Source organism: Alphaproteobacteria bacterium, from assembly GCA_016722515.1.
Classification (GTDB): Bacteria; Pseudomonadota; Alphaproteobacteria; order Rickettsiales; family JADKJE01; genus JADKJE01.
This window is the reverse complement of record JADKJE010000002.1, coordinates 105,799-132,202: the sequence shown is the minus strand read 5'-3', so window position 1 is coordinate 132,202 and position 26,404 is coordinate 105,799. Positions and strand designations below refer to the sequence as shown.

25 protein-coding genes and 1 tRNA gene are annotated in these 26,404 nt (G+C 43.0%); 20 read left to right on the top strand and 6 right to left on the bottom strand.

What is annotated here, in order from left to right; genetic code table 11:
- Nucleotides 1-18 precede the first annotated feature (18 nt).
- From IPP74_05325 to IPP74_05310, 4 genes are all read right to left on the bottom strand, one after another.
- The gene (locus IPP74_05325; GenBank protein MBL0318695.1) at nt 19-1,353 is read right to left on the bottom strand and encodes an ankyrin repeat domain-containing protein; all 1,335 of its coding nucleotides are present in this window, start codon (nt 1,351-1,353) and stop codon (nt 19-21) included.
- Nucleotides 1,354-1,479: 126 nt separating this feature from the next.
- Nucleotides 1,480-4,878: a hypothetical protein gene (locus IPP74_05320; protein MBL0318694.1), complete on the bottom strand. Its 3,399-nt coding sequence runs from the start codon at nt 4,876-4,878 to the stop codon at nt 1,480-1,482.
- A gap of 62 nt (nt 4,879-4,940) precedes the next feature.
- Nucleotides 4,941-5,627: a hypothetical protein gene (locus IPP74_05315; protein MBL0318693.1), complete on the bottom strand. Its 687-nt coding sequence runs from the start codon at nt 5,625-5,627 to the stop codon at nt 4,941-4,943.
- A complete protein-coding gene (locus IPP74_05310) occupies nt 5,614-6,246 on the bottom strand; it encodes a hypothetical protein (protein ID MBL0318692.1) in 633 nt (210 codons plus the stop codon). The genes IPP74_05315 and IPP74_05310 overlap by 14 nt, the downstream gene beginning before the upstream one ends.
- Nucleotides 6,247-6,379: 133 nt before the next feature.
- On the opposite strand from IPP74_05310, the gene IPP74_05305 reads away from it, so the two are divergent.
- Nucleotides 6,380-6,455 (top strand) — tRNA-Phe (locus tag IPP74_05305).
- A 154-nt stretch (nt 6,456-6,609) separates the two neighbouring features.
- Nucleotides 6,610-7,176, top strand: a complete 567-nt coding sequence (locus IPP74_05300; GenBank protein ID MBL0318691.1) for a DUF1013 domain-containing protein — start codon at nt 6,610-6,612, stop codon at nt 7,174-7,176.
- A gap of 194 nt (nt 7,177-7,370) precedes the next feature.
- On the opposite strand, the gene recF is transcribed toward IPP74_05300, so the two are convergent.
- The gene (gene recF, locus IPP74_05295; protein ID MBL0318690.1) at nt 7,371-8,513 is read right to left on the bottom strand and encodes a DNA replication/repair protein RecF; all 1,143 of its coding nucleotides are present in this window, start codon (nt 8,511-8,513) and stop codon (nt 7,371-7,373) included.
- Between the two features lie 9 nt (nt 8,514-8,522).
- The gene (gene glsA, locus IPP74_05290; GenBank protein ID MBL0318689.1) at nt 8,523-10,037 is read right to left on the bottom strand and encodes a glutaminase A; all 1,515 of its coding nucleotides are present in this window, start codon (nt 10,035-10,037) and stop codon (nt 8,523-8,525) included.
- A gap of 222 nt (nt 10,038-10,259) precedes the next feature.
- Between glsA and IPP74_05285 the strand changes: the two genes are divergently transcribed.
- From IPP74_05285 to cmoA, 18 genes are all read left to right on the top strand, one after another.
- Nucleotides 10,260-10,781, top strand: a complete 522-nt coding sequence (locus tag IPP74_05285; GenBank protein MBL0318688.1) for a filamentous hemagglutinin N-terminal domain-containing protein — start codon at nt 10,260-10,262, stop codon at nt 10,779-10,781.
- Nucleotides 10,782-10,913: 132 nt separating this feature from the next.
- Nucleotides 10,914-11,591: a hypothetical protein gene (locus tag IPP74_05280; protein ID MBL0318687.1), complete on the top strand. Its 678-nt coding sequence runs from the start codon at nt 10,914-10,916 to the stop codon at nt 11,589-11,591.
- Between the two features lie 12 nt (nt 11,592-11,603).
- Nucleotides 11,604-12,092 carry a hypothetical protein gene (locus IPP74_05275; protein ID MBL0318686.1) on the top strand — a complete coding sequence of 163 codons (489 nt, stop codon included), beginning with the start codon at nt 11,604-11,606 and terminating at the stop codon, nt 12,090-12,092.
- Between the two features lie 54 nt (nt 12,093-12,146).
- The gene (locus IPP74_05270) at nt 12,147-12,497 is read left to right on the top strand and encodes a hemagglutinin repeat-containing protein (GenBank protein MBL0318685.1); all 351 of its coding nucleotides are present in this window, start codon (nt 12,147-12,149) and stop codon (nt 12,495-12,497) included.
- A 346-nt stretch (nt 12,498-12,843) separates the two neighbouring features.
- Nucleotides 12,844-13,494, top strand: coding sequence for a DUF637 domain-containing protein (locus tag IPP74_05265; GenBank protein MBL0318684.1), 651 nt, complete (start codon nt 12,844-12,846; stop codon nt 13,492-13,494).
- The gene (locus tag IPP74_05260; protein MBL0318683.1) at nt 13,442-14,470 is read left to right on the top strand and encodes a hypothetical protein; all 1,029 of its coding nucleotides are present in this window, start codon (nt 13,442-13,444) and stop codon (nt 14,468-14,470) included. Before IPP74_05265 ends, IPP74_05260 begins: the two co-directional genes overlap by 53 nt.
- Before the next feature lie 4 nt (nt 14,471-14,474).
- Entirely contained in the window at nt 14,475-14,993 is a 519-nt protein-coding gene (locus tag IPP74_05255) for a CdiI family contact-dependent growth inhibition immunity protein (protein ID MBL0318682.1), read from the top strand.
- Between the two features lie 44 nt (nt 14,994-15,037).
- The gene (locus IPP74_05250) at nt 15,038-15,700 is read left to right on the top strand and encodes a hypothetical protein (GenBank protein ID MBL0318681.1); all 663 of its coding nucleotides are present in this window, start codon (nt 15,038-15,040) and stop codon (nt 15,698-15,700) included.
- Nucleotides 15,701-15,841: 141 nt separating this feature from the next.
- Complete coding sequence (locus tag IPP74_05245) at nt 15,842-16,060, top strand: hypothetical protein (GenBank protein ID MBL0318680.1); 219 nt, start codon at nt 15,842-15,844, stop codon at nt 16,058-16,060.
- A gap of 9 nt (nt 16,061-16,069) precedes the next feature.
- On the top strand, nt 16,070-17,410 hold the full coding sequence (locus IPP74_05240) for a hypothetical protein (protein MBL0318679.1): 1,341 nt from the start codon (nt 16,070-16,072) through the stop codon (nt 17,408-17,410).
- A 284-nt stretch (nt 17,411-17,694) separates the two neighbouring features.
- Nucleotides 17,695-17,967 carry a hypothetical protein gene (locus IPP74_05235; protein MBL0318678.1) on the top strand — a complete coding sequence of 91 codons (273 nt, stop codon included), beginning with the start codon at nt 17,695-17,697 and terminating at the stop codon, nt 17,965-17,967.
- 133 nt (nt 17,968-18,100) lie between these two features.
- Nucleotides 18,101-18,739 (top strand): hypothetical protein, encoded by a 639-nt coding sequence (locus IPP74_05230; GenBank protein ID MBL0318677.1) that lies wholly within the window; start codon nt 18,101-18,103, stop codon nt 18,737-18,739.
- Between the two features lie 11 nt (nt 18,740-18,750).
- Nucleotides 18,751-19,251: a hypothetical protein gene (locus IPP74_05225; GenBank protein ID MBL0318676.1), complete on the top strand. Its 501-nt coding sequence runs from the start codon at nt 18,751-18,753 to the stop codon at nt 19,249-19,251.
- Between the two features lie 1,718 nt (nt 19,252-20,969).
- Complete coding sequence (locus IPP74_05220; GenBank protein MBL0318675.1) at nt 20,970-22,718, top strand: acetolactate synthase 3 large subunit; 1,749 nt, start codon at nt 20,970-20,972, stop codon at nt 22,716-22,718.
- A 10-nt stretch (nt 22,719-22,728) separates the two neighbouring features.
- Nucleotides 22,729-23,241 carry an acetolactate synthase small subunit gene (gene ilvN, locus IPP74_05215; GenBank protein MBL0318674.1) on the top strand — a complete coding sequence of 171 codons (513 nt, stop codon included), beginning with the start codon at nt 22,729-22,731 and terminating at the stop codon, nt 23,239-23,241.
- Between the two features lie 113 nt (nt 23,242-23,354).
- Nucleotides 23,355-23,660 (top strand): co-chaperone GroES, encoded by a 306-nt coding sequence (locus tag IPP74_05210; protein ID MBL0318673.1) that lies wholly within the window; start codon nt 23,355-23,357, stop codon nt 23,658-23,660.
- A gap of 35 nt (nt 23,661-23,695) precedes the next feature.
- Nucleotides 23,696-25,357, top strand: a complete 1,662-nt coding sequence (gene groL / locus IPP74_05205) for a chaperonin GroEL (GenBank protein ID MBL0318672.1) — start codon at nt 23,696-23,698, stop codon at nt 25,355-25,357.
- Between the two features lie 283 nt (nt 25,358-25,640).
- Nucleotides 25,641-26,396: a carboxy-S-adenosyl-L-methionine synthase CmoA gene (gene cmoA / locus IPP74_05200; protein ID MBL0318671.1), complete on the top strand. Its 756-nt coding sequence runs from the start codon at nt 25,641-25,643 to the stop codon at nt 26,394-26,396.
- Nucleotides 26,397-26,404 lie beyond the last annotated feature (8 nt).

Here is a 26,404-nt window from a genome sequence, read left to right as displayed (position 1 = left end):
TTAGCTTCATTCTTTAGGCTACCCAGCACAGGATGATCTTCCGGCAAGTGCTTCCGATTTACGTGATTTTTCGACTCCATTAACATGGTTCTTATGCCCATTCATAAGATCCTGGTGTGAACGTTTAGAAAGATCAGGATTTGCTTCAAGATAGGTTCTTGCGTGCTGAATTAGGTATGGATTATCGATAACCAGCTTCGTTAGTCCATAATTTGTTTTTGCTTCGATCCGGCAATGGGGAAATGACTCCCGGATAACGTCTGAGATTGTTTTTTGCTGCTCGTTGTTGAGTTCAAAGAATGTGCACACTAATTGAGGATTATTTACGTTTTCTTGATTTTTGCAATGAAGACTCTTTAGTCCACTTTCTACAAGTTTATCTAAGATTTCAACACAAGATTGGCGTGTATAATAATGACATAGTCCTTTGACTAAAAGAGGACTCTCCAGCCATTGCTCAGCTGTTATTTCTTCTTCCTGGCTTTTTTCGAATAAACGCAGTGCGGGAACAATGCTTAAAACAGAAATTATTTCAGGAACTATTTCAGAAAAGGGAGGGTTTTCTGGTTTTAGATGCCCAATGATGTCCTGATACATTTCGACAGGCAGCCCATGATCCTTTTGAATCGCATGAAAGTTAAATCCTATTAATGCCGAAATAACATCAGGGTTGAGCCGCATCAGGGTTGTCAAAACGGAAACTGCAATAAGTGGCCTATCTTTGGCCATATCAAGATAATTATCATACCACGTCATCTTGGTCATAGGGGCAATGTTTCTATCCCAGGTGGGGGCGTTTTTAGCAATCGATTTATACAATCCTCTGGTGCTGCTGTCGAATTTATCGTCATTGATGCGAGCCACAAGCGCGCAAGGTTCGCTTCTTGTAACTCCAAAAAAAAGCATTATATCAAGGCTTTTAGCAATGTTTTGCCAAGCTTTTTCATATTCTTTTCTTTGCTCTTTTGTCTCACACTCAGGAGCAAATATGTCAAAGTAATTCTCTGGATCGAAATCCTCGTCGAGACTCATCTCCAGTGAGCCAATAGGTATTATCCCCCCGTCTGTTTGGGGGAGAGTAGCTCCATGGCGCAGCATTAATTTTACAATATCGGGGCGTGAAATCGCGTAATAAAGTGGAAATTGTCCAACTTTCTCAGCATGCGTTCCACATCCTAATTCCAGAAGATGCTTCACAACCTCAAAAGATCCGGTCTCGGCAGCGACCGTTATTGGCAATTTACCATCTTTCTTAGATATAGTATTAATAGTATTAAGATTCTTATTTATTACTCCTATTATCGTTTCATCGGATTTTTTTGCTTTTATAGCATGAATAATAGTCTCTCTCATATAGGTCTCCATTCTTGATTAGAAATCGAGGAACTCTATACTGCGATAAAGATGGAGTCAACCTGGTTATGATATGAATCTATTCTATATCTGTATAATGAAAAGACAATGTTTGATTTGGCTTGTCTATGTGGGGTTTGCCAATGTTTTCTTATAATTAACCCAGAAATTCTCGATATTATCCAGACCCAGTGTTTTTTCGAGTTCCTTAGGGCGGATAGGTTTAGGTACTTCGATTAGATAATTGATGATTTGGGTCGTTTTTAATGTGGTATCTAAATGCGGTTGATAGCGTTCTTTGATAATGCTAAGCCCTTTCTCATGGCCTGTCATGGCATATCCCAATGACAGCCGCATCAGTAGATCGCTTTCTTCCTGATTAAGTAGTGTATTTTGCAAATGCCGTCGCATGAGGACTTGTTCTAGCGTGGCAACCAACCTAACCCAGTTGCGTTGACGCCAGAAAATTTCGGATCTCAATAAATTAGATTTTTCAGATGGGTCATTATCAAGCAGGGCTTTGGCGTCTTCACCACGGCCCAGATTTATATAGGATTCTGCACGCAAATAACGTGCTTGCCGCAGGATATCTTCCTCGGCTGTGGGGGCGATTTTATCGAGGGTTTCAATGGCTTTGTCAGATTTTTTCTCTAAGAGATACAGATGGGCTAATTCCAGTAATGCATGATCTTTTTCTGCGCCTGAAAGTCGATATTGCGTTTGATGTTCTAGCAGTAAAATAGCTTCAGGGATTAAGTCAACCCTCGACAGTCGTGTTGCCAATTTCCGTGTAATTTCATCCCCTACGGAACCAATGGGTTGCCATTCTCTGAATTTATAATAAAGTGAAAGTGCATCAATGTCTGACAAACGATCAGCTCCACCATCTTTAAATAAAAACTGAAATGTTTCACTCAGCTGACGACTAACCGACAGGCTATATTCTGATTCGGGATAAAAGGTCACAAATTGTTTCCATGATTGCATACCTTTTTCATAGTGCTTGTCGTCGACATAAAGCTGACCGATGTCACGTAGAATCTGGCCTTCAAAATCGGGCTCACGCCAGACAAAGACAAGATGTTCCAGACGTTCGGCCGCCTTCGAAGAATCTATTTGCTTGAGATCTAATTGAATGCGGATGAAATTATACTCAGCACGTGCGCGATTTAATCGATCCTTTGCATCGCCCATTAATTCTTGCAGAATGGTTTTTGCTTCGTCCCATTCTTTTTGTTTCATGAGCAGCTGTGCTTTCATGAACTTAATGTCATTGATGGGAGTGTCTGCGCCTTTTTCTTCTAAAAGATTGTCGATCACTGCTTTTGCTTTTTCGCCACCATCATCCAGCGATAAAGCCCATTGGGCAGAGGCTAGCCCCAAAGGAATACGCCAGGTTTGGGGATAAAGTCTCAAAAAATCTTCGCGGTATTGAACATAAGGAAGGTCCGTTCCAGGCTGACGTTGTTCTAGCTGAGTTAAACCATCCCAGAACGTTACCTCTTGTTGTTCTTTAAAGGATAAGGGCATGGATCGTAATAGGGAGAAATCCTGACTGGCCTGTGGGAAATCATGAAGCCGATAGGCTAGTGCTCCATGAAGCATTAGAAATGTTTTCTGTAATGATAAGGGGGTATTGAATGATTTGATATAATTGAGTACGCCGAGCGCTTCGGTGTTAAAATCATTTTGCGCATACCACCGTGCAATATCAAAATGGACACCCAGCCTGTCTTTGGGATCTGGGATCGTATTTAATTTCTGATTTAAGCGGTCTAGGCCCTGCAAAAAGGATGCTTTGTTTTCGGCTTTTGGAATCGGAAAGGGCAATAAGGTTGACGTGAGCATTAATCCGTCTTGTAGATGCTGCTTTTCATATTGATTAATTTCTGCGTCGACTTGAGCCTTTTGTTGTAATTCAATATAAGGCTGAAGTGAGGGGCTTTCGATCATAACTCCTGTGGGATCCTGCTCTACGGTAACTTCCTCATTATGGGCAATAATAGCAAGTCCCTGAGCGCTTGGTAAAATAGAATAATCGACGGATTGAATGAAAGAGGCAATACCTACTTCTGCATAAGGAAGCGGAACAATCACGATGTTATCGCCGATATCCGGATCGACCATACGGATAATTTGACCCGTATTGGCAACGGGAATATAGCTTCCTGCGCGATGTTTAACTTGATTAAGGGGTTTAACGGTCAAAATGCGTCCAGGCGCTTTTGCCTGAGGTAAAAAATAGAGTTTCCAATCGTTGCCCTTGTGGCGTGTTTCCACATGAAGTGGGGCATCATGCTGAATACGGATGATCGTGTAATGTTTATCGACAATTTGCTTTATGTCCTTAATGTGTGGCAATTGATGGTTGAAATCACTTAAATCAACATGTTTATAAGCATCAAACACAATCCAGGTATAAGGAGCGCGTTCAAACACCGCCAACGATACTAATTGATCCCAATGAATGGTTACGTAGGGGTATTGATCAATGCTGATTGATGTTGGGTCTTCTTTTTCATCATCGCCTTTGGCTAATTGATCCCATGCGTTGATGCGCATTGTATCCTGAGAGATTCCCTTTTGCAGGATCGCTCGTTCATTGGTTTCTTCTGCCGGGGCGGTGTTCTTATCCTGATCAAGCTGTTCTACGACGGGATTTTTTTCGGGGATTGGTTTAGGGGGGGCAACCGTAGTAGGGGCGGGTGGAGCTGTGCTCGACTTAAGTGCTTGGGGTGTTATGGCCTTTGTTTCCTTAGAAGTTACGGCCTGGTCTTTTGGTGGCCGAGCGGGCGTGTTTTTCTTTTCGGCTACTGCTTTTTGGGGTGCATCGCTTGGAATAACCTCTGTTTTTTTCGGTCTCTTTTTAGACTGTAGCTGTGCTATTTTCTTTTGCTTTTCAATAGCCCTTAACGTTGATGCGGGGGGCACCAATCGTACAACTGGTTTTGGTGAAGCAGCTTCAGTGGCTTCTGGCAAAGGGCCTTCAGATTTATCTTCTTTTTTCTCTTCTTTAGCTGTGTTGGTATTATCGTTGTTGGGTTCCTCAGGGCCGGCACTTGGTTCTAATTCTGCAAATTCGGCAGGGCTTGTCTGTGCGGCCTTAGAATGGGATTGTACAGAAGATTTAGCATTTCCCAGAATGATGTCGACCCCTTGGGTTTGCCTTTTAAGCATAAAGGGCTGATTAAACACAATATTGATCGCCTTGTGATCCTGGCTTGAGGAAGCGGATGTTATATATGGTTTTAATTTAGCTGTTAATAAGGTCGTTTTGGCGGCATATTCTTCGCGGAAACGGATAAACAAAGTAGAGCCGACTTTTCCTGTCTGGAATTGTGGCGTATCGGCTGCTTCAAATTGAATATGAAGGGTGGTGATTCCGTCATTTTCAGAGTGATTGACCGAAAATGTAAGTGGCTGTGCTGCTTTCACCATGGGTGCCAAGACAAAAAAACTCAGCATTAATGCTGATCCAAGCACGCTTAAGAACCTGGCGCGAACCACAACACTACCCCATCGCATACGCGAAAACACCTCACATCCTGTCTGGCCATCCTGTCTGGTGTTATCCAGCTATTTAAAATTTAAATAGCCTTAACAGGATGGATCAAAATTGCGATTGCAGGACCATCATGCGCTGGTTTTTGTACCTCAGCTACAGCGGCATCTTGTTCCACAACCCTTCCAAAGATGGGTATGTTATAACTATATCCTGATTTTTTCAACTCCTCTGCCAATTGCTTGGCACGAATAAAAGAGGATTGCCATTGTTTTTGAAAAACATGATCCACCAAACTTGGATTGGGAATCTCTATCCGACATTCTAATTTGTTATTAACGCTATAAAGCATATTGCCTAAATAAAAAATCAACGAAATGCCCTCGACGGATAATTCGGACTGGTCGGGTTTAAAAAGCGCTGTTAGGGGCACGGTAACAGCAAGATGACCTTTCTCTTCCTTTACCGTAAAGGCTTGCAAGGCTGGGTCATCGTTTATTTGTTGGAGTAAGACTTTTTTGAAATAACTGAGATCGGTGATGGTCTGCTTTGAGTCATTGCCGCTGACCCGCTTGATTCGTTGATCCAGGATCACTCCATTGATGGGTTCAACAAAGACATCACCCATTGAATTTTTTACCTGCTTCCAGCCATCGGCATTCATCTCTGAAATTGAAAAAGTAAGCACAAAAAAAGAAAGGATGATTCCCAAAAGATCAGCCAGTGAAATCATCCAAAAATGTTGGATATCATGTGTATCAGATTCGCTCATGGGTTCTCTCTTTTTCGTGAGGTTCAAAAATAAATTGAATGGTATCGGGTTGTTCAGAGCTAATCCCGATTTCCACCTGAGCGATTGGTGCACCATTGGCCAGCAGGAAATGAGCCAAATAGCCCGCTTGAAGCATCGCGAGCTCCTGGGTTTTTGTTTCTTGTTTTTTAAAACCAATCACACATCTCAATTTAAACGTTGCGTGTTGATCCAGCAGTTGCGACACAAGCTTCAGTAAAAACACCTGTCTGTTTTGAACAAGGTGACTGGTTTCACTGTTATATAATTGGGTCAATTTAACCGGCATTTTGATGGATTCATGGTCTATTTCGGCCTCTACAGGGCCAAAAGCAGAAGGATCAGAAAATAATTTTCTAACCATAGCCAGGCGCTCTGGCAGGGTGCTGTCAACTTTTTCACGGTAAGAAAGCTCTTTGAACTGGCCATTTAAACTATCAATAACATTCTGTTTTTTTGTCGCCACTGGGGTTGAGAGCGAGCATAAAATAACAAAAAAAGCCAGCATTACCAGGTATAGCGGAATCAACATACCAACAAAGCTATTCACTTTGCGGTTATCTTTCCATTTTAAATGGCTGTTTGTGTCTCTGCCTTTCATACCTCTCCCCTACCTAAAGCATATTCCATCTTTTAGGCATAGCGCAAGATTCTTACTAGACAGTTTAAAGATTTTCTTTTATAAGGGTGGGTCTTGATGACAACTTTCCTAGCAACTGCTGGGGGGTTTATGTGCCCAGATAGCTCAGTCGGTAGAGCAAAGGACTGAAAATCCTTGTGTCGCCAGTTCGATTCTGGCTCTGGGCACCACCCTGCTTCGCTGAAGCTTCGCAGGGCGTTTCCCTGATTAAAACGAAAACTCAGATCCTACGTAGCTTCAGCGGAGCAGGAAACAGTTTACTTTTATCCCACAACCGTCTATAATCCGCTCCACATATATGTTTCTAGCCTTAAGGAATAACAAATGTCTAAATTACTGATGCCTAAAGCAACCGCTGTGTGGCTGGTTGAAAATACGTCTTTAACCTTTGACCAAATTGCCGATTTTTGCAACCTTCACCCGCTTGAGGTAAAGGGCATTGCTGATGGCGAAGTGGCTACAGGCATTATTGGTATTGATCCCATCGTTGGCGGACAGCTTACCCGGGATGAGATTGAACGCTGTGAAAAAAATTCAAACACAAAATTACTGCTCTCCAGAAAAGCGGAGCTGATTGACGAAATTAAACGTAAAAACTCTAAGCGTGCCCGCTACACCCCTGTTGCTCGCCGTCAGGATAAGCCGGATGCGATTTCATGGTTGTTGAAGCACTGTCCTTCTATTAAGGATGCGCAGATTATCAAATTGATCGGTACCACCAAGAATACCATTAAAAGTATTCGTGAGCGCTCTCACTGGAATATCGGCCAAATAAAACCTCGTGATCCGGTGTTGCTGGGCTTGTGCACGCAAACGGAGCTTGATCTAGCAGTCGATGAAGCCCGCAAGTCGGAAATCATTTCTGGAAAGAAAGAGACCGGTACGGAATAGGGTTGTTACCAACTAACGAAAAATGAGCCATGATGCGGTTTTAACCGTCATCCTAGGCTTTTAGATGAGTAGAGGGCCGTAGTCAGTACCCATCTAAATCGGAGAACCAGCACGATATTCATTGCGCGACTAGCGCAATTCGTAACTATCTGCTACGACGACATCAAAAGATGCCCTAAGTGGCCGGCTGACTGTTATCCACAGGGGACACATTGCCCTGCGTCCACTTTAATAAATTGTGCTTTCCCACCTAACCCTTCAAAAAGCGACGCATCCGTTCCGGTTAACCAGGCTTGGCTTTTAAGCAGCAGCAGTTCTTCAAACAAAGCATGGCGGCGGGTGATATCGAGATGGGCTACTACTTCATCGAGCAGTACGATCGGTGGATGCTGATGCCAGGTTACTTTGGCGCGTATATGTGCCAATATAATCGACAGTAGTAATGCTTTTTGTTCTCCCGTAGAGCATTGGTGCGCGGGCATGTGGTTAATGCCGTGGGTTACGGCTAAATCGCTGGTTTGTGGCCCGACATGGTTGCGCCCAGAAATCCGGTCGCGGTCTCGGTTTTTTAAATAAGACTGGCTCAGCAGCGCTTCGGCTTCAATGGCGGGCATCTCCTGCAGCCACGTTTCACACTGACCTACGATGCGCAGCAGCGCTTTAGGAAAGGCGCTTAGGGTTAAATCGATGGATGTCTGTATAATCGACAATGCGTCATTGCGGTTGGCGGCAATGGCTACAGCTAATCCTGCTAGTTGATGTTCAAGCGTATGAAGCCATATAGGATCAAAATGTTCTTCCTGAAGTAAGGTCATCCGTTCTTTAAGAAGTTTTTCATACTGGCTTACCAGATTGGCATGATCGGGGTGAAACGCATATGTGAGGCGGTCAAAAAAGTGGCGACGCTCGCGCGAGCTTCCTAAAAATAATCCATCCATCATCGGCGTGACCCACGATACATGAATGATTTCGGCTAACGCTTTTTGGTCCCGGGTAATTTTGCCTGAAATTTTGATAAGCCGTTTATTCGGTGTAGCCAGGCTGTAGCTGGTGCCAAGTTCAATATGGTCACCACTTTGGGTGCAAAGCAGCGTGGCGATGCCCCACTCTTGGGCAAGAGGAGTGGGCATTTCCGGTTTGCGTGTGAGGATATCGGCCAAGGCAGATTGGCGCAACCCCTTGCCGGGAGACAAAAAGGAGAGGGCTTCCAGAATATTGGTTTTACCGGCGCCGTTTGAGCCTGTCAGAACAACGGGCGCATTGCCAACGGACAAATGAAGCGTTGGATAGCACCTAAACCCAGTTAAATGAAGAGTGGATACGGCATGAGCGGTCATGCCGCTAGCTTAACAACTTATGAGGCATTCCTCAATCGTCTTGTACCCCAGGCGTTTAGCGTCATCCACCGGTGAAGCGCCCCAACGGTCTTTGGCATGGATAACCGCTTGGGCATCAATAAGAAATTGGACCGTCGCTAATTGATTTTCGCACACGGCCAAGTGTAAGGCTGTCCGGCCATCGTAATCGCCCTGGTTGATGTCGGTTCCCAGGCTGATTAGGCGGCGAATTTCATGAAGATCGCCACGACTGGCGGCGGCGATCAAGGCAAATTGTTGCTGCAGGGCTTGTTCTACTCGGGGATGGCAGGGGTCATCTTTGCCGGAATGATAACTAAAGCTATCATAATTATGAAAATTAAAATGCTTCACCAGCTCTTTACTAAATTCAACCCCCCTGACCGAATTACCGATGTCGTCGAGGCGTGGCGAATAAATAACAATGCCGGCAATTCCAGGGATAACCAGCATAATCGTTCCCGATGCACCGGATTTGGCTGGTATACCCACCGAGAATGCAAATTCACCTGAAAATTCGTACATACCGCACGAATACATCAGCGACAGGCAGTGTTTGAGCGTGTCATTGGAAAAGACACGCTCACTGGTGAAGGGGCAGACCCCAGCATTGGCGAGGGTGGCAGCAATCTGGGCGTGGATAGATGTGGAGACTTCAATAGAACAGCACTGAAAATAGAAATCCAGTGTTTCACGAATATTGGTATGAGGAAGGAAGGCTTTCTTTTCTCTCATAAAATGGGCCAGGGCGGCGTTGCGGTCGGACTGGTCTTTTTCGGCCAGGCATACAGAATTGTTAAAATCAATCCGCGCGTGTCCAGCCAATGCCGACCAGGTTGACATGACATGGTCAAAACGATCAGCCAGGGGTAATTCGGGTTGAATGAGTGAGCATCCCATGATGGCTCCAGCATTGATCATCGGATTATGGGGCAGGCCTTTAGCATTGAGCGTGAGGGCATTAAATCCCAGGCCACTTGGTTCGCGTCCCATATGGGCATGAACCATTTCTTCACCGAGCAATTCAAGGGCTATGCAGTAATTGATGGGCTTAAAGGTGGATTGCACGGAATATTGAACCTGTGAATCGCCTAGTGAATAAATCTGTCCATCGGTTGAGCACACCGTAACGGCAAAATAATCCGGGTTGGTGCGTGCCAGTTGCGGAATATAATCGGCAACTTTGCCAGAATGGTTTGTGGCGACCCGATCAAATATGGACCGAATTTTTGCGGTGAAATGTTCAAAATCAGGGATGATCAATTGTCCTTTAAGGGCTTTTTCTAGAAGCGACAGATGCGGCTTAGCCAGTTCGGAAAACGATTGTTGTGTAAGCTGTGTGTCGTAAGGTAAAAGCGAAAGAGCCGTTTTCAGGCCGCGCAAACGCACATCATGGTCAACGCATAAGCCGTGATGCGTCAATGTGCTGACCAGATTGGCCGGATCAAGTAATCCAGACTCGTTATCTAACAGAGATTGAAAGAGAGAAGAATAAAGTTTGTCCATACTACACAACAATAAATTTACCTATGGGTATCATGGAGCGGAGGAGATTAATTTTTCTTGAAGATGTGGGCTCACATTCACCATTCGTTTACATCAAATATGTTCAAGAATTTTATAAACCCAAAATTGAAAATAATCGCTTGTTTCTAAAGTTGCGACCTGCTATACAATTTTCTAATCTTGAAAACAGCCACCCGTTTGTATTTGGCATTTATGAACCTTATGTATCGTTCCCTACGAAGGAGATTAGATTTCCTTCTTGTTTTAACATTGTCTACGATCTTATTACTACAGCCCGTGCTGGGCTCGATGGCTTATGCGCAAACGGTGATTGTGCCAGATGTTGGCGCTCCTGCTGGTAATCAACCTAATGTCGCTGAATCGCTTAATCATACACCGGTTGAAAACATTGCTACTCCCTCTTCTGCGGGGGTTTCTCACAATCAATTAACCGACTTACAAGTAGGAAGCGAAGGGTTAATTGTTAATAATTCTGCTTCAACAGCAAATTCAGCCCTTGGTAGTATTGTCCAGGGCAATGCGAATCTTGCTAGCGGCCACGAAGCAACCATTATCCTTAACGAAGTCACTGGTACTAACACCACCGGCCTTAACGGCTCGACGGAAATCGTGGGTAAAACGGCCGAATATGTGGTGGCGAATCCCAACGGCATCAGCTGCAATGGCTGTGGTTTCATCAATACGCCCAAAGTCACCCCCTTACCACGGGCACTCCCCAGTTAGACAGTAGCGGCCATCTTACCTCTTTTTATGTGGATAAGGGGACTATCCTCATTGAAGGCAGCGGCGTTGATGCCAGCCAGACGGATTCGTTTGATATTATCTCGCGCGCTACGCAAATTCACGCAGCTATTTATGGTGGTAATACAGTGCGCGTCACAACAGGCCGCAACCAAGTCCATTATCAAACGGGTGTGGCCCACTCCACTTGCTGCCACTACGGAATCAGAACTTAGCAAGCCCACCATTGCCATTGATACTTCAGCACTAGGTGGAGGTGTTTTAGGTGCCGTGGTAGCAGAAGGAGTCGGTGATGCAGAGGTGGATGCATTGTATGATTATGTGGGAGCTAAAAAAGATGCAGCAGGAAACTGGCTCTATGATCAATTTACGCCGGATCAATTGCATGCTATTATTGGTTTTGGGGCGGTATTTCTTGCTCCGGCGTTTGCTCCAGAAAAGGCGGTAGGCGCTGCGGCAACTGAAATGGGTGAATTGGCAAATAATATAAAAGTGATAGGTAGACTTACTGATACTGAAGTCGCTAAAGATTGGGTAGGACATGAAGTACTTGATATTCCTGAGTGGTCAATAGAAAAGAATATGCAATGGGTAGATTCAGGCATTGAAAATGGACAAACATTTTATCTAGCTTCTCCAATTGAAGGAAACACGATTCAAACCGGTGGCTCGTTTGCGGGACAACCAACTGTAATGGCTCGAGAAATAAAAAGACTCGAAAAAGCCGGCTATGTGAGAATTGGCGATTACTATGTTTCTCCTGCGCAGATCGGAATTTTTCAATTGCCTTAAATGGATTTAAAAATGGATACTAAAATTGATAAGATATTAAAAACGGAAGATCGGGGCGATGCTTATTTTGAATTGGTTTCGCTCTTCCTTAATAGCTCCGAAGACACAAGAAAATATATATTAGACAACTGGGATTTTGGTGCCATATGGAAATATCCTGATTTCAAAAGACTATGTTGTTTAAAGAATGAAAATAGATCTTGCAGCGAGAGAATAATAGCGATGCTGGTTTATTATGTATTTTCGTCAAAAGAAGAAAAGGATGTAAGGGATATTATTTTTGCACTTGCTGTAGCATATAATAGTTGTTTATTAGCTGATATAGATCCTTATCAAATAGTTAATAGGGTTGCACAACATGCCCCTGATAATATTAAAAATGAGTTCAAGAGATTTTTGTCTAGAAAAGAGGCAGATAAAAGTTTATCTGCCTTCATGTTGGTAACCGAAATAAATGCAGATGGAGAATTAGAAATTAGAATATCACCTGAGTTTGATTAATATTTTACGTATGCTGGCGCCTCCTCGACTAAAAGTGAGCTGCCTAGTACTTTAGTGCGTGTCGTCACCATTGGCACCTCCGACCTCGTGCGCCATACGGAAGGTCGGTATCACAAGAGCACGTCTACCAGTGATTCCATCGAGCGCATCGGTTCGAGCATCACGGCAGGAAACGACCTCATCCTAAGTGCCTTATCACCCAATGTAAGCACCGATGGCAGTGGCAATATAACCATTAGTGGCAGTGCGCTTACTGCGGGGCATGATCTTGACCTTGATGCGGCCAATAACGTTAACATTGTCTCTGCTGCTGATTATTATCATAGTCTCTATCAAGGTAAAAGTGGCGGTGGTGGTTTTATGGGCGGCTCGTCTATCCGTGCAGAAAGGAGCTTTGACCAATAAGCTTCCGTTTTAACGGCAGGCCACAGCATCAACGCGACAGCGGGCGATAGCATGTTTATTCAAAGCAGTAACCTGACAGCTTCCGATGCCATTAACCTTAACGCCAATACATTGTTATTTGGTGCGGCCAAAGATGTGGATTACTTAAGCATCCAGTCCACCAAAGATAACGGCATTATGACCACCATGGTGAATCAAGGCCATCATATTGAGACGGTTAAGCAAACCAAACTGCAAGCCAATACGGTGAACTCAATGCCACGTCGTTTGCGGTCCAATATGAAGGCCAGGAGGGAGAAAATCTTAGCCAATCCATTGACCGTCTCAAACAACAACCCGGCTTGCAGTGGCTGGGCAACTCCAACAACAAACGAACGTAGGCTGGGAAAAGGTCGATCCTGTGTATCAGGAATGGTACCACAAAACCACCGGCCTTTCAGCGCCTGCTGCGGCGGTCATTGCCATTGCTGTAGCCGCAGCAACAGGTGGTATGGGCGCTCCCATAGTCGGTGCAGCAGAAGGATCGGTATCAGCCTTTATGGCCAATGCTGCGTTCAGTACATTGGTCACACAAGCAAGCATTGCGTTGATCAATAATAAGGGTAACATTCTGGGTGCACTGGAAGACATGGGATCGTCAGCTAATTTAAAACAACTGGCAATCAGTGTGGTGAGTGCAGGGATTGCCCAGGGTGCCGTCAATCAATTCGGTTTAATTCAAGATCCCGGCACATCGCTGGTCGACAAACTAAGCTATAACATCACTACCTCCACCATCAACAACACCGTTGGCAACGTCATCAATGGCAATAGCCTCACCCACGGTCTTGGCACATCGCTCTTAGGCAGCCTCACTACCTCCGCCGGTGAGCAGGCTACCCAATATGTGGGTGCTTTATGGGATCTCAACAAAATCGATCCAGCAACTCACTTGGTGCTACACGGTGCCATCGGCTGCGCAACCGGCATGGGATTGGGCGGCCAAAGGTGTTGGTGATGCTGCTACTAAGCTTGGCTTTACCTTAGACCAAAGCGCAAAGATTGGACAGTTTACGGCGTTAGGAGTGGGCTTCCTCAAGGGTGAAAGTGCGGGTGAAATACAAATTTCTAACGCAACCGCATTGCAGGCGATTAATTTTAATTTGTTGCTGGAAAAGAGTTCGTTTGCTGGTGATTTTATTGACAGTGTTGGCAAGGGAATGAAGGAAGGAAACCAGATCATTGACAAATTTGTGAGTGATAATACGCCTGGTTTTGTTAAGAAAGGGCTGGGTGCTGTCTCTGATTTTTATGCGGAGGGTGTTCAATCCGAAATCATGGGTGTTGATCTCGGCCTGCGCTTAACACTCGGCAATGAGCAAGTGGATGCATTCTATGACTCGATAGGTGCTAAAAAGGATGCGGCTGGGGCATGGTTATATGACCAGTTCACGCCGGATCAACTTTATGCTATTGTTGGGTTTGGCTCTGTGTATCTGGCACGAATTTTTGCTCCGGCACCAGAAGCGGTCGCTTTAAAAAGTGGATTGGGAGGAGCCTTAGAACAATCTGAAACTGGCATTGTGTGGGGCGGCGGCATCAAAAGCCAAGGCATACCTTGGGAAGATACATTGGCAAATTCCCTTGGTGCCGATAATAGATTGCCTTTCACAATGAGTACCTTTGATTTTTATGATCCAACGATTGGTTTAGCAACCAGTGCTAAAACACTCGATACATTAACGGTCAATAGGCTTGAAAACCCAAACACAGTTTATAATACCCTGGTGGGGTATATTGATAAAACAGCTAATTTCCAGAAAGCAAAGATTCCTGGAACTGGCCAATTGCTAACAGCAGATGAAATCAATTCTCGAAGTATCCAGTTGGCCGTACCTTCTGATACGACCCCAGCGCAATGGCAGCAAATAGGAAAAGCGGTTGACTATGGAAACCAGATGAATGTAAATGTGATTGTGACAAGAATTAGGTAAGTGAATGACCTTTAAACGCGATCTAAATCAAAAGAATGCTGGTGTCTATGTTAATGAGAAATTTTATTCCATCGAAACTCTTTCGGGAATGGGACTTCTAAGTAGAGATTTTCGTGCGAAAGAATACATCTTACTACCTGATGCCAGTGAAGAGGAGTTAGGCCAGGCTATCTTAGGTGCATTGTCTTATAGTCGGGTAGTTAATCGTAAAGCAGACCCCGAGTTATGGGATACTGAGGCTGCTAAAATACGCGCACAGAAATGGATAGAGGGGCTTATGCAGCGTTTTGGTTATAAAACGCGGGCTGTTATGTTTAGAAAAATGAAGAGTTGTGATATTGTTATGAAAAATGGAATGATAGAAATAAGTCCTAGCCGCAGGGAGCGTAACGGTAATTTATTTACCGGTGAAGGCATTCAAAAATCAGATTATATTTATCTTCCAGATACTAGCACCCCAGCAGAGATTGGAGCAGGATTAAAATTAGCCTTAAGCAGATGTTTGCCAAAAGAGATTGAATAACCATAAAATACAAAATACGTAAAAACATAGATAAGTATATCATTATGATAAGACTATTAAATTCTATTCCAAGGTGGTTTAAGCAGAAATCTGATTATAGTGAAATATCATCAGAGCCAGATTTTCCACAAGGATTTGGATATAAGACTGCCTGGCTTGCGATACCAAGCAAGTCCTTAGATGAAATTATTAAAGTGCTTCATTTGTCTCAACCAGTAAAAGCCAATTGGCAATCCGGGCTAAATCATATTTATAATGATAGAAAGGATAATCATGTTTTTGTTACACCTTTGATCAAAGGCTGGAATTTTGTTATCGGATTTGGCATAGGTAGCTTTTCAACTGATAAGGAAAATAATAAGATTTTTTTACATTCTTTGACGTCCTTAGCCCAAAAAATGCCTAACTTTTATTATTTCTGTACGCATCGTGTATGTGAATATCACTCATGGATAATGATTGAAGATGGAAAGATAAAAAGGGCGTTTGCTTATGGTGATGGAGAAATATTTTATGAAAAAGGAGCAATAACCTCCCAAGAAAAAGAATTGGATGTGATATTCGGTGCGGAAAGTGATTATAAATTTCCAGATGAAGAAGATGTCATTAAAATAGCTTCAGCGTGGTCAACCAATCCTTTGGATATAGGAGAAAACACAGACACAGAAGGAGTTGGCATTCTAGGTAAAATATCCAATGGGAGTTGAGGCGCTCCCAATTGTTGTACCAGTTAGAAGTAGGGAGAAAATTATACTGTTGCAGGGGATGGAAAAATCCTTTGAAATTGCCTCCAGCGTGTATTGAGAGCATTCTATTAGAGCATATGATGAAAGAAAAGTTTAACAACTATGTTTGTCGGAAGCAATCTTGAAGTAAAAGTTATCGAGCGCATAAAAGATGCTTCTAAACAATCAGGGAATATTATTATTGATGCACGCAAATACCCAGAAGTTGATGAATCTATGTTTAATAATATTGTAAATAGAATGCCTGGATCCACGGGAGGAAACAGAGTAAAGTCAGTGATTGTTATTACGTCTGAAGGTACATTTAGCCATAAATTTTGAGATTAAACCATGCATATGTATTCATTAGGTAACAATATAATAAAACGCATTTTGAATAACTTAGAACAAAATGGAGTGACTGAACAGAATGTTCTATTATGGAAGGGATATTTGTATGGTTTATACGATGTCACTTTAATTAAATTTTATCTCGATCTATTTAATTTATTTCCAGATATTGGATTCAGGGAACGAGTAGAAATAGAATTTTATGACATCATCGCACCAGACACCGAAAGAGAATTAATTGAAAAGTCTAAAGGCAATAACCACAATTTTAATTGCCAAAATTTCTTTTCGAGAATCAAAGACATGCAAGCTGTTTGTGAACAAACAGCCTTTGAAAATTATCCGATTGCGAAAAACATAAACATTAGTGATTTAAAGAATCTTTTATCCTCCCAACTAGCTTGGCGCGGTCCAACTGATTCTTTAATTTTGTTTTGGAAAGGATATCTAACCGCTTTTATTCATACCGGCGTTATTATGTATGATGATTATTTAGAACTAGTAAAACATTTTCCAGGCCTTGGAAATGATTTATTGACTGATTTATATAGAAATGCTCCCGTAACAAATTTAAACATCCCAGATATAACTGTATTAATAAAAGAAATGCCAATATCTCCCAAAAGCATAAATATAGATTGTTGTCATCCTCAATGGTCGCCTACAGAATTTGATAGTTGCATTAAGTGGAGTCCCGTTATATCAATTGATAAAAATCGAGATAGATTAGAAAACCGCATAAAAAAACTCATTAGCGAATATCTGACTATAGAAAGACCCCATTTTTTAGCTAAGACCCTAATTCTTAGAGGGTATCTCATTGGATTCTTAGAATCAGATTTAATCGATGAACAATGCTACCTCAATCTCTCTCGCTGCCTCTATAGCATTGGGTACTCAGAATTGATCAGATTAATGACTGATGTTTTAGATGATTTCGAATACTATAAGAAACTGGATGACTTAACTCTTTCAATTAATCGCATCGAGCAATTAGGTTGTATACATCCAGAAGATTATAAGATAAATAGAAATCAACTTGATCTAGAGATAATTTTACATAAGAAGGAAAAGGATTATCGCCCTGAAATATTTAAAGAAAGGGCCTATAACCATTTGGAATCTGGATTTAATCTGGCTCATTTAATATGGGGAGGGTATTTGATCTGCCTTTATCAACATCATTTAATTGATTATGACTTGTATGCTTTTATAAATGCGAGGAGAGTCAATAATATCGCAAATGAAGAGTTATGTGAGCTATATGTTGGTCATCGATTAATTAAGAATGAAAATGAATATATCACACAATTTGTGTTAAATAATCCATCTTTTATTTAGAGTGGAGAGGCCTTGTGATATTTTATCCTTTGGTGCACTAAAATGATGAGATCGCTTTTATTTTCATTTCTTTGTCTCGTGTCGGCATTGATATTCATTTTTCCAGTGCCAGCATTGATGATGGTATTATAACCTGATCCCATTATTGGTTGGAGTCGGATTGGTTGCATTATCAGCGTACAATGTTTATGATGGCTATAAGACAAACGGTGCCTTAGGAGCTTTAAAAGCCGCCGGAGTAGAACTCGGTATGTACATGGTTTGGCGTACTAGTCAAAGGATTCATGGTAGCTGGCAAGGTCTATAAGGCTACACAAGCGGGTGAAGCGTTCGCTGCTTGGCTCGGTAGTGATTCAGTTACGGCTAAGTTTGTTGCTAAGTTTGTTAGTAATGGGGAAAAGGGTATTGAAGACGCAGCTAATGCTGTTGGAGTTGGTGGAAAGACAGCAAGTGGTACTGGAAAATTAATAGGATCAGTAGACGGGTTGCTTCACTCTAGACCAAAGCGCAAAGATCGGGCAATTTACAGCCTTGGGTGTAGGGTTCCTCAGTGGTGAGAGTGCGGGTGAGATACAGATATCAAATGCCACAGCACTACAAGCAATCAATTTTAATTTATTGCTGCCTACTGACACGCATGCTGGTGAGCTCCTTGACGAAGTGGGGAAGAGTTTTTCAGAAGGGGAAGAATTGACGGGTGATTTAATCGCTGAGCATACGCCTGAATCCATCAAAGAAGCTTACAAAGAAGCTTATGGGATGTTTGCCGATGGCGCTGAATATACCATGGGTACCGTTGATTCAGAATTACGTCTCTTGCTCGGTGATGCAGAGGTGGATGCATTGTATGATTATGTGGGAGCTAAAAAAGATGCAGCAGGAAACTGGCTCTATGATCAATTTACGCCGGATCAATTGCATGCTATTATTGGTTTTGGGGCGGTATTTCTTGCTCCGGCGTTTGCTCCAGAAAAGGCGGTAGCAAGTGCTGCGGCAACTGAAATGGGTGAATTGGCAAATAATATAAAAGTGATAGGTAGACTTACTGATACTGAAGTCGCTAAAGATTGGGTAGGACATGAAGTACTTGATATTCCTGAGTGGTCAATAGAAAAGAATATGCAATGGGTAGATTCGGGTATTAAAAATCAGCAGAATTTTTATTTGGCATCGCCATTAGAAGATAATCTTCTCCAAAGTTCTGGATTATATTCGGGAGAACCGACTATAATGGCATTAGAGATTGAACATTTAGAAAATGCCGGTTATGTGAAAATGGGTAATTATTTTGTGCATCCGTCAAATATATCAATTTTTAATATTCCATAACGGGTTAAAAAATGAGGGAAATCATAAAGGAAATCATTGTTCTAGAGGATCGCGAACTAGCGTATTTTCAATTGGTTTCTCTATTTAGGAACAGCTCAGCAGACGAAAGAGATTATATTATTAATCAATGGGATTTTGGGGTTAAGTGGAAATATCCAAATCAAAGAAGATTATGTTGCCTTAAAGGTGAGCGTTTCACTTGTAAGGATAGAATAGAGGCTTCTTTATCCTATTTTGCCATTTCAGCGCGTAAATCAAAAGACATTCGTGAGTCAATTTTCGCATATGCGGTTATATATAACTCATGCACTCTAATTGGATTAGATCCTGTTAGAATTTTTCACTCAATTTCTGAGATAGCAGATCCTAATATTAAACAATCAATGAATGATTTCATTTTAAGAAAAGATGAAAATAAGAGTCTCTCAGCCTTTAAGCTCACGACCAAGCAAAATGAACATGGAGAAATCGAATTAGTAACTATGTGGGATACTAAATCATCTAACGCCTAACGATAATATTATTATCCATTCGTTTATTTGGGGGGGATTGGTGGAACAAAACAAAATAAAATACTATTGTGCAGTCGCGATATCTATACTATTAATTGGCCTTGTAATTTTTTGTGGACCCTACTATATATTGGGGTATCTCGATCAATTAAAGATGTTTCTAATCCAAAAAGGATATTTAATTAATAGCTGCAATACACTTGGATTATACATAGGATTCATCTTATTGATAAGCGCAGCTGCTTCATTATTGATAATATTAAATAAAAGATACAAAATGGCAATTTATATTATCATTATTTCATTTGCCATGATATTAAAAGGAATTTATCACTTTGTGTTGCTGTTTAGCACTTAAGGGTATTCACATGTTGCGGTTCATATGGATAGACGCTATTTATGCTATACTCGTAAGTATGTTTCTTCCATGGCTAATAGGAATAATATAATGTATGTCGCTAGTTCAGTATCTGCTCTCCAGCGTAATAATCAAAATCTTGTGATGTTTTATCCTTTGGAGCACTAAAATGATGAGATCGCTTTTATTTTCATTTCTTTGTCTCGTGTCGGCATTGATATTCATTTTTCCAGTGCCAGCATTGATGATGGTATTAATGATGTCAATTGCTAGTGGATTCACTTCCTTTGGTTTTGGAGGCGTTGCTTTGTTCTATTGCATCGTCATGGTGTTTATAATGGCCTTGTCTGCATATGCAGCTTTTAAATTGAGGTCACGAAATGTGACCATCTATCTGATTATTGTGAATGTTTGTTTACTTATAGGTGGTCTCCTATCATTCGTAATGATCACTGTGGCGAGCGCTCAGTAAAAGAAGCTTTCTGGAGCGCTTGACTTTCGGAGGTATATTCCATTAAAGGCAGGTTAGAATGAGTCACAACGTAACATTTATTGCTGTCATTATAGTGATGTCGATATCTGTAGCATCTATAGCCATGATATATTGGGGATTCATAATGTATGGAGACTCACATTCTTTATGTTCAAGCTTTGATCATTCGCTGCGGTGTGAACAGGTGAGTTTCTTTGCTCCAGCACTTGTTTTGGGTGCATTGGGTTTAGTCATCTTTAGTAAGAAAGAAAAATATAAAGCCGTTATATATTTTTCTATAACGACTTACCTAATATGCGGTTTGTTGTTTTTTAGTATAAGTCCTGGATAACCACGTAGAATAATGGTTGAATTATGCTGTAGTGTCCAGATTAGAATGGGGTTCTAGCCATATGGCTAAATAGCCTTTGTTAAGGTGTCCCACTTACGATGAGTTGCTAAAGGATAATGCGTTACGATTAAAGACAGGAGTCAATAAGGCCACCAATAACGGCACTAAAGAATTTCGCCATAGTGCTCTTGGTTTATAAGGGAGCTTATTGGCATATTGATGCGCGAGTTGATTTAATGTAGCTTCAATTTTGAGTAAGGGATGTGATGATGCGTTGAATGGTAAGGAATTGCGCTGGTCGCGCAATCAGTATTGTGCTGGTTCCCCGATTTTTAGATGAGTGCTCGCCTTCGGCTCGCCACTCATCTAAAAACCAAGGATGACGGCGTTACTTAAGGTAAATTCTTACCTGCAAACTCGGTCATTCTCCCCCCTTCCAGCATGCTTTATCTTACCCCAACCAACCCAAAGGGTGTTGACTCCCTGCCATATATCTTTATTATAATGGCTAACGTACGTAAACTTAAGGCATATCTATGGAAATGAACGGCGCTTCGATTGTTGTGAAGGCTCTGGTAGATCAGGGTGTTGACACCATTTTTGGTTATCCGGGTGGGGCGGTGCTTCCACTTTATGACGAGCTTTTTAAGCAAAACCATATCCGCCATATCTTGGTGCGACATGAGCAGGGCGCTGCGCATGCGGCAGAAGGGTATGCGCGCTCTACGGGTAAAGTGGGCGTGGTGCTGGTAACGTCGGGGCCGGGTGCAACCAATACCATTACTGGTTTGGCTGATGCGCTGATGGATAGTATCCCTATCGTTTGTATTACCGGCCAGGTAGCCACCCATTTGATTGGAACAACCGCCTTCCAGGAAGCCGATACCGTTGGCATCACTATGCCATGTACTAAACATAATTACCTGGTTAAAAACATTGCTGACCTTGAAAGCACCGTCCATGAGGCATTCCATATCGCCCGTACCGGCCGCCCAGGACCGGTGGTGATTGATTTGCCTAAAGATATCCAAAATACCATTGGTGCGTATACGGGCGTTACTGAATGCACACGTACATCGTATCGTCCTCGTTTTACCCCCGATGAAGCCTCGGTTATTGAAGCTGTTGAATTGATTGCAACAGCTAAGCAGCCTGTTTTTTATGTGGGTGGTGGCGTCATCAATGCGGGCGATAAAGCCTGTGAAGCATTGAGAAAATTCGTAAAGCTGACGGGTTTCCCTATTACCCATACCTTGATGGGTTTGGGAGCTTATCCAGGAGATGATCCACAGTTTTTGGGAATGCTTGGCATGCACGGCAGCCTTGAAGCCAATATGGCGATGGCCGAATGTGATGTAATGATTAATATCGGCGCGCGTTTTGATGACCGAGTCACCGGTCGCTTAGATGGGTTCTCACCATATTCTAAAAAGATCCATGTGGATATTGATCCATCGTCTATTAATAAAAATGTCCATGTTGATATTCCGGTTATCGGCGATGCTGGTGTGGTGTTAGAGCGGATGCTGCATCACTGGAAGCAACGCAAATTTAAACCCAATACCAAGGCGCTGGAAGCCTGGTGGAAGCAGATTGATAAATGGCGTGCCAAGCATAGCTTTAGCTATAAGCAAAGCGGCAAAACGATTAAGCCTCAATATGTGTTAGACCGTTTGGATGCGCTCCTTAAAAAAGAAGATGCGTTTGTCACAACCGACGTTGGCCAGCATCAAATGTGGTCGGCGCAGTTTTTAAAATTTAACGAACCCAAGCGCTGGATGACATCGGGCGGTTTGGGAACCATGGGGTATGGCTTGCCTGCTGCGGTGGGTGTTCAAGTTGGTAATCCAAAAGGTAAGGTGGTGTGTGTCACCGGTGAGGCATCGATTTTGATGAATATCCAGGAACTGTGCACGGCGGTTCAATATCGCCTGCCGGTTAAAATCCTGATTCTCAATAACCAATATATGGGCATGGTACGCCAATGGCAGCAAATGTTCCACGGTGACCGCCATTCGGAAAGCTATATGGATGCGCTGCCTGATTTTGTTGAGTTGGCCAAAGCATTCGGCGTGACTGGTTTACGTTGCGACACGCCTGAAGAGGTTGATAAGACCCTCAAAAAAATGCTGGTGACCGATGGGCCGGTGTTGGTGGATATGTGGGTGGATCGCAAGGAAAATGTCTATCCGATGATTCCAGCCGGCGCTGCCCATAATGAATTGCTCCTGAAGCCGGGCGAAACGGTAGAAGTGGACGAAGAAGAAGCCAGGATGCAGGTGTGAGGAGAAAACTATGAAAAAAAACGATAAGCAGGAACGCCATATTATAGCCATCGTAGTCGATAACGAAGCTGGAGTGTTGGGACGGGTTGTTGGGTTATTCAGTGGCCGTGGCTATAATATCGAAAGCCTGACCGTGGCGCAGATTAATGACCAGGACCAATTATCCCGGATTACCATTGTGACCAAGGCCGTACCGAAGATTATTGCCCAGATTTTGGCGTTGCTTGAAAATTTGGTTCCCACCCATAAAGTCTGTGATGTAACGGTTACGGGCCCTTATGTGGAGCGTGAACTGGCATTGGTTAAAGTGGCTGGGGCTGGCGAGCATCGGATTGAAGCACTTAGGATTGCTGAAATCTTTCGCTCGCGGGTGGTGGATTCTACGGCGCAGTCTTTTGTATTTGAAGTGACTGGCAACCCAGAGAAACTCGACGCTTTTATCGATTTGATGAAGCCGCTTGGCTTGGTAGAAGTGACCCGTACGGGGATCACGGCTATTACGCGTGGGGCGGAAAGTATCTAATTTTTTTAAGGGGCTCCCTCTTGACAAAGGGGAAAGCGGATCCCATATCGATCTAGGGTGATTGATTCACTCAAGGTATCTATTGTTGATGTAATAACCAGAAGAGGTAAACTATGACCAGTATTACGCCATTACACGACCGGGTTGTCGTTCAGCGTTTAGAAGAAGAAACCAAAACCGCTGGCGGGATCATTATCCCAGACAGTGCACAAGAGAAATCATCGCGTGCTAAAGTGGTTGCGGTTGGTAAAGGAGCCCGTAAAGAAGACGGCTCTATCGTTCCTTTGGATGTTAAAACAGGCGATGTTGTCCTGTTGGCTAAATGGGGCGGTACTGAACTTAAAATCAATGGTCAGGAATATATCATTGTTAAAGAATCCGATATCCTGGGTATTGTTAACGAAAAACAAGCTGCCTAACTACCTTTAAATTTTAATCAATTGGAGACTAATCTATGGCTAATCAAGTAATTTTAGGCGATGAATCACGTAAACGTCTGCTCGAAGGTATCGTTATCCTTGCTGATGCGGTAGCGGTGACCTTAGGCCCACGTGGCCGTAACGTTGTGATTGAAAAATCATACGGTGCCCCACAAATCACCAAAGACGGTGTAACCGTGGCTAAAAGCATTGAACTTGAAGACAATGTTAAAAACATTGGCGCTCAGGCGATTAAACATGTTGCTACCAAACAGAATGATGATTCTGGAGATGGTACAACCACGGCAACCATTCTTGCCCGCGCGATTGCGGTTGAAGGTATTAAAGCGGTTGTTGCTGGTTTCAATCCTATGGATTTGAAGCGTGGTATTGATAAAGCAGTTGTGGCTGTGATTGAAGATATCAAAAAACGCAGCAAACCAGTGAATGGCAAAAAAGAAATTTGCCAAGTTGCGACTATTTCTGCCAATGGCGAAAAAGAAATCGGCGAAATGATTGCTGAAGCGATGGAGAAAGTGGGTAAAGACGGCGTTATCACCGTTGAAGAAGCCAAAGGCCTGAGCTCAGAAATCGATGTGGTTGAGGGTATGGAGTTTGATCGTGGTTATCTGTCTCCTTATTTTGTGACCAATGCTGAAAAAATGTTGGTAGAACTCGACAATCCATTTATCTTGTTGTTCGAGAAAAAACTGGCTGGATTACAGCAATTATTGCCATTGCTTGAGGCTGTGGTTCAATCGGGCAAACCTCTCTTGATCATCGCTGAAGATGTAGAAGGTGAGGCGCTGGCTACCCTGGTGGTTAACAAACTCCGTGGTGGTTTGAAAGTCGCTGCTGTAAAAGCTCCTGGATTTGGTGATCGCCGTAAAGCGATGTTGGAAGATCTGGCTATTTTAACCGGTGGACAAGTAATCAGCGAAGAGTTGGGTTTGAAGCTTGAAAATATTGGTATTGCAGAGCTTGGCCGTGCTAAGAAAGTTGTGATCAGCAAAGATAACACAACCGTGATTTCTGGCAATGGCTCAGAAGACGATATTAAAGATCGTTGTGCACAAATTCGTCAGCAGATTGCAGATAGCACTTCTGATTATGATAAAGAAAAACTGCAAGAGCGTTTGGCTAAACTCTCTGGTGGTGTTGCTGTACTGAAAGTTGGCGGCGCTTCTGAGACGGAAGTGAAAGAACGCAAAGACCGCGTTGAAGATGCACTGAATGCAACCCGCGCTGCCGTTGAAGAAGGCGTTGTGGCTGGTGGTGGATCTGCACTTTTCTATGCAGCTCATGCACTGGATGCTATTAAAGTGGATAATGAAGACCAAAGAGCTGGTGTGAATATCGTGAAGAAAGCACTGCAAGCCCCATTGAAACAGATTGTGGATAACGCAGGTGTTGATGGCGCTGTTGTGGCTGGCAAACTTGATGATAAGAAAGACACAAGCTGGATTTATGATGCTCAAAAACTTGACTATGTGAACGCTTTTGATGCGGGCATTATCGACCCAACCAAAGTAGTACGTACTGCATTGCAAGACGCTGCTTCTGTGGCTGGCCTCTTGATCACAACCGATGCATTGATTGCAGAGAAACCTGCACAAAATGATAATAAAGGTGGTGGTTCTGGCGGTATGGCTGGTGGCATGGGTGGAATGGGCGGCATGGGTGGAATGGGCTTCTAGTCGATTTTTACCAAGCGAAACATTTTATCAAAAAGGGGTGGCTTTTGCCGCCCCTTTTTTAATTTGCTCTTAGGAGGGGTGCTCCTACATGTCTGAGTCCCCTCCCACCACCCCAGATTCATGCCGAAGAGGGCATGAATCTGACACTCCTCTCGGAGGAGGGTAGAAAGAAGCGAGCTACTCCCCTCTTATGAGTAGGGTAGAAAAACGTAAATGTTGAGTTCTTGCTTTACTATCAGTCCTAGGTTACTATTAGGCTCAGAGCCCCAAGGAGGTTTGTGTTATGTCAGGAAAAATTGTGACACTCGATAATCAAAATAAAGACAAGATATTTGATAACAAGGACATGGAGATCCATGATTTCCAGTTTGATAAAGCTGTAGCGCAGGTATTTGATGATATGGTTAGTCGCTCTGTTCCCTATTACGCTGAAATGCAGCGTATGACGGTTGAGCTGGCATCTGATTTTGCCCGTCCAGGAACCAACCTTTACGATATGGGCTGCTCAACGGCGACCACGTTACTTGCTTTGGATAATGTGCTGGATCCCGGCGTTAATTTTATTGGTTTTGATAATTCAGCCGACATGCTGCAACAGGCCAAAGACAAAGTTAAAAAATCGCAATCAAGCCGTAAGTTTGACTTCCAAGAGGTCGATCTCCATCGTCCATTTTCGATGGAAAACGCCTCGGTTATTACGATGCTGCTAACGCTGCAATTTGTTCGCCCGCTACATCGCGAGCGGGTGATGAAAACCATTTGTGAAAGCTTAAATGATCAGGGTTGCCTTATTTTGATTGAGAAATTGACCAGTGAAGAAACCATGTTCAACCGTTTGTTTATCGATCATTATTACGATTATAAACGCCGTAACGGGTATACGGATACTGAGATTGCTAAAAAACGTGAAGCACTTGAAAATGTATTGATTCCTTACCGCATGGAAGAAAATATCGAATTATTAAAAGGTGCTGGCTTTAAACATACCGAGGTCTTTTTCCGCTGGTATAATTTTTGTGGCTTAATTGCGTTAAGGTAGGTGATGAT

Excerpts from the sequence above, each read along its gene's own strand:
- glsA (MBL0318689.1), bottom strand. The coding sequence starts at position 10,037 with ATGGACAAACTTTATTCTTCTCTCTTTCAATCTCTGTTAGATAACGAG.
- cmoA (MBL0318671.1), top strand. The coding sequence starts at position 25,641 with ATGTCAGGAAAAATTGTGACACTCGATAATCAAAATAAAGACAAGATA.
- IPP74_05275 (MBL0318686.1), top strand. The coding sequence starts at position 11,604 with ATGGATACTAAAATTGATAAGATATTAAAAACGGAAGATCGGGGCGAT.
- IPP74_05235 (MBL0318678.1), top strand. The coding sequence starts at position 17,695 with ATGGTAGCTGGCAAGGTCTATAAGGCTACACAAGCGGGTGAAGCGTTC.
- IPP74_05320 (MBL0318694.1), bottom strand. The coding sequence starts at position 4,878 with ATGCGATGGGGTAGTGTTGTGGTTCGCGCCAGGTTCTTAAGCGTGCTT.
- IPP74_05245 (MBL0318680.1), top strand. The coding sequence starts at position 15,842 with ATGTTTGTCGGAAGCAATCTTGAAGTAAAAGTTATCGAGCGCATAAAA.
- IPP74_05325 (MBL0318695.1), bottom strand. The coding sequence starts at position 1,353 with ATGAGAGAGACTATTATTCATGCTATAAAAGCAAAAAAATCCGATGAA.
- IPP74_05310 (MBL0318692.1), bottom strand. The coding sequence starts at position 6,246 with ATGAAAGGCAGAGACACAAACAGCCATTTAAAATGGAAAGATAACCGC.
- IPP74_05220 (MBL0318675.1), top strand. The coding sequence starts at position 20,970 with ATGGAAATGAACGGCGCTTCGATTGTTGTGAAGGCTCTGGTAGATCAG.
- IPP74_05255 (MBL0318682.1), top strand. The coding sequence starts at position 14,475 with ATGACCTTTAAACGCGATCTAAATCAAAAGAATGCTGGTGTCTATGTT.
- IPP74_05280 (MBL0318687.1), top strand. The coding sequence starts at position 10,914 with ATGGTGGTAATACAGTGCGCGTCACAACAGGCCGCAACCAAGTCCATT.
- IPP74_05300 (MBL0318691.1), top strand. The coding sequence starts at position 6,610 with ATGTCTAAATTACTGATGCCTAAAGCAACCGCTGTGTGGCTGGTTGAA.
- IPP74_05285 (MBL0318688.1), top strand. The coding sequence starts at position 10,260 with ATGTATCGTTCCCTACGAAGGAGATTAGATTTCCTTCTTGTTTTAACA.
- IPP74_05225 (MBL0318676.1), top strand. The coding sequence starts at position 18,751 with ATGAGGGAAATCATAAAGGAAATCATTGTTCTAGAGGATCGCGAACTA.
- IPP74_05210 (MBL0318673.1), top strand. The coding sequence starts at position 23,355 with ATGACCAGTATTACGCCATTACACGACCGGGTTGTCGTTCAGCGTTTA.
- IPP74_05240 (MBL0318679.1), top strand. The coding sequence starts at position 16,070 with ATGCATATGTATTCATTAGGTAACAATATAATAAAACGCATTTTGAAT.
- IPP74_05250 (MBL0318681.1), top strand. The coding sequence starts at position 15,038 with ATGATAAGACTATTAAATTCTATTCCAAGGTGGTTTAAGCAGAAATCT.
- groL (MBL0318672.1), top strand. The coding sequence starts at position 23,696 with ATGGCTAATCAAGTAATTTTAGGCGATGAATCACGTAAACGTCTGCTC.
- ilvN (MBL0318674.1), top strand. The coding sequence starts at position 22,729 with ATGAAAAAAAACGATAAGCAGGAACGCCATATTATAGCCATCGTAGTC.
- IPP74_05315 (MBL0318693.1), bottom strand. The coding sequence starts at position 5,627 with ATGAGCGAATCTGATACACATGATATCCAACATTTTTGGATGATTTCA.
- recF (MBL0318690.1), bottom strand. The coding sequence starts at position 8,513 with ATGACCGCTCATGCCGTATCCACTCTTCATTTAACTGGGTTTAGGTGC.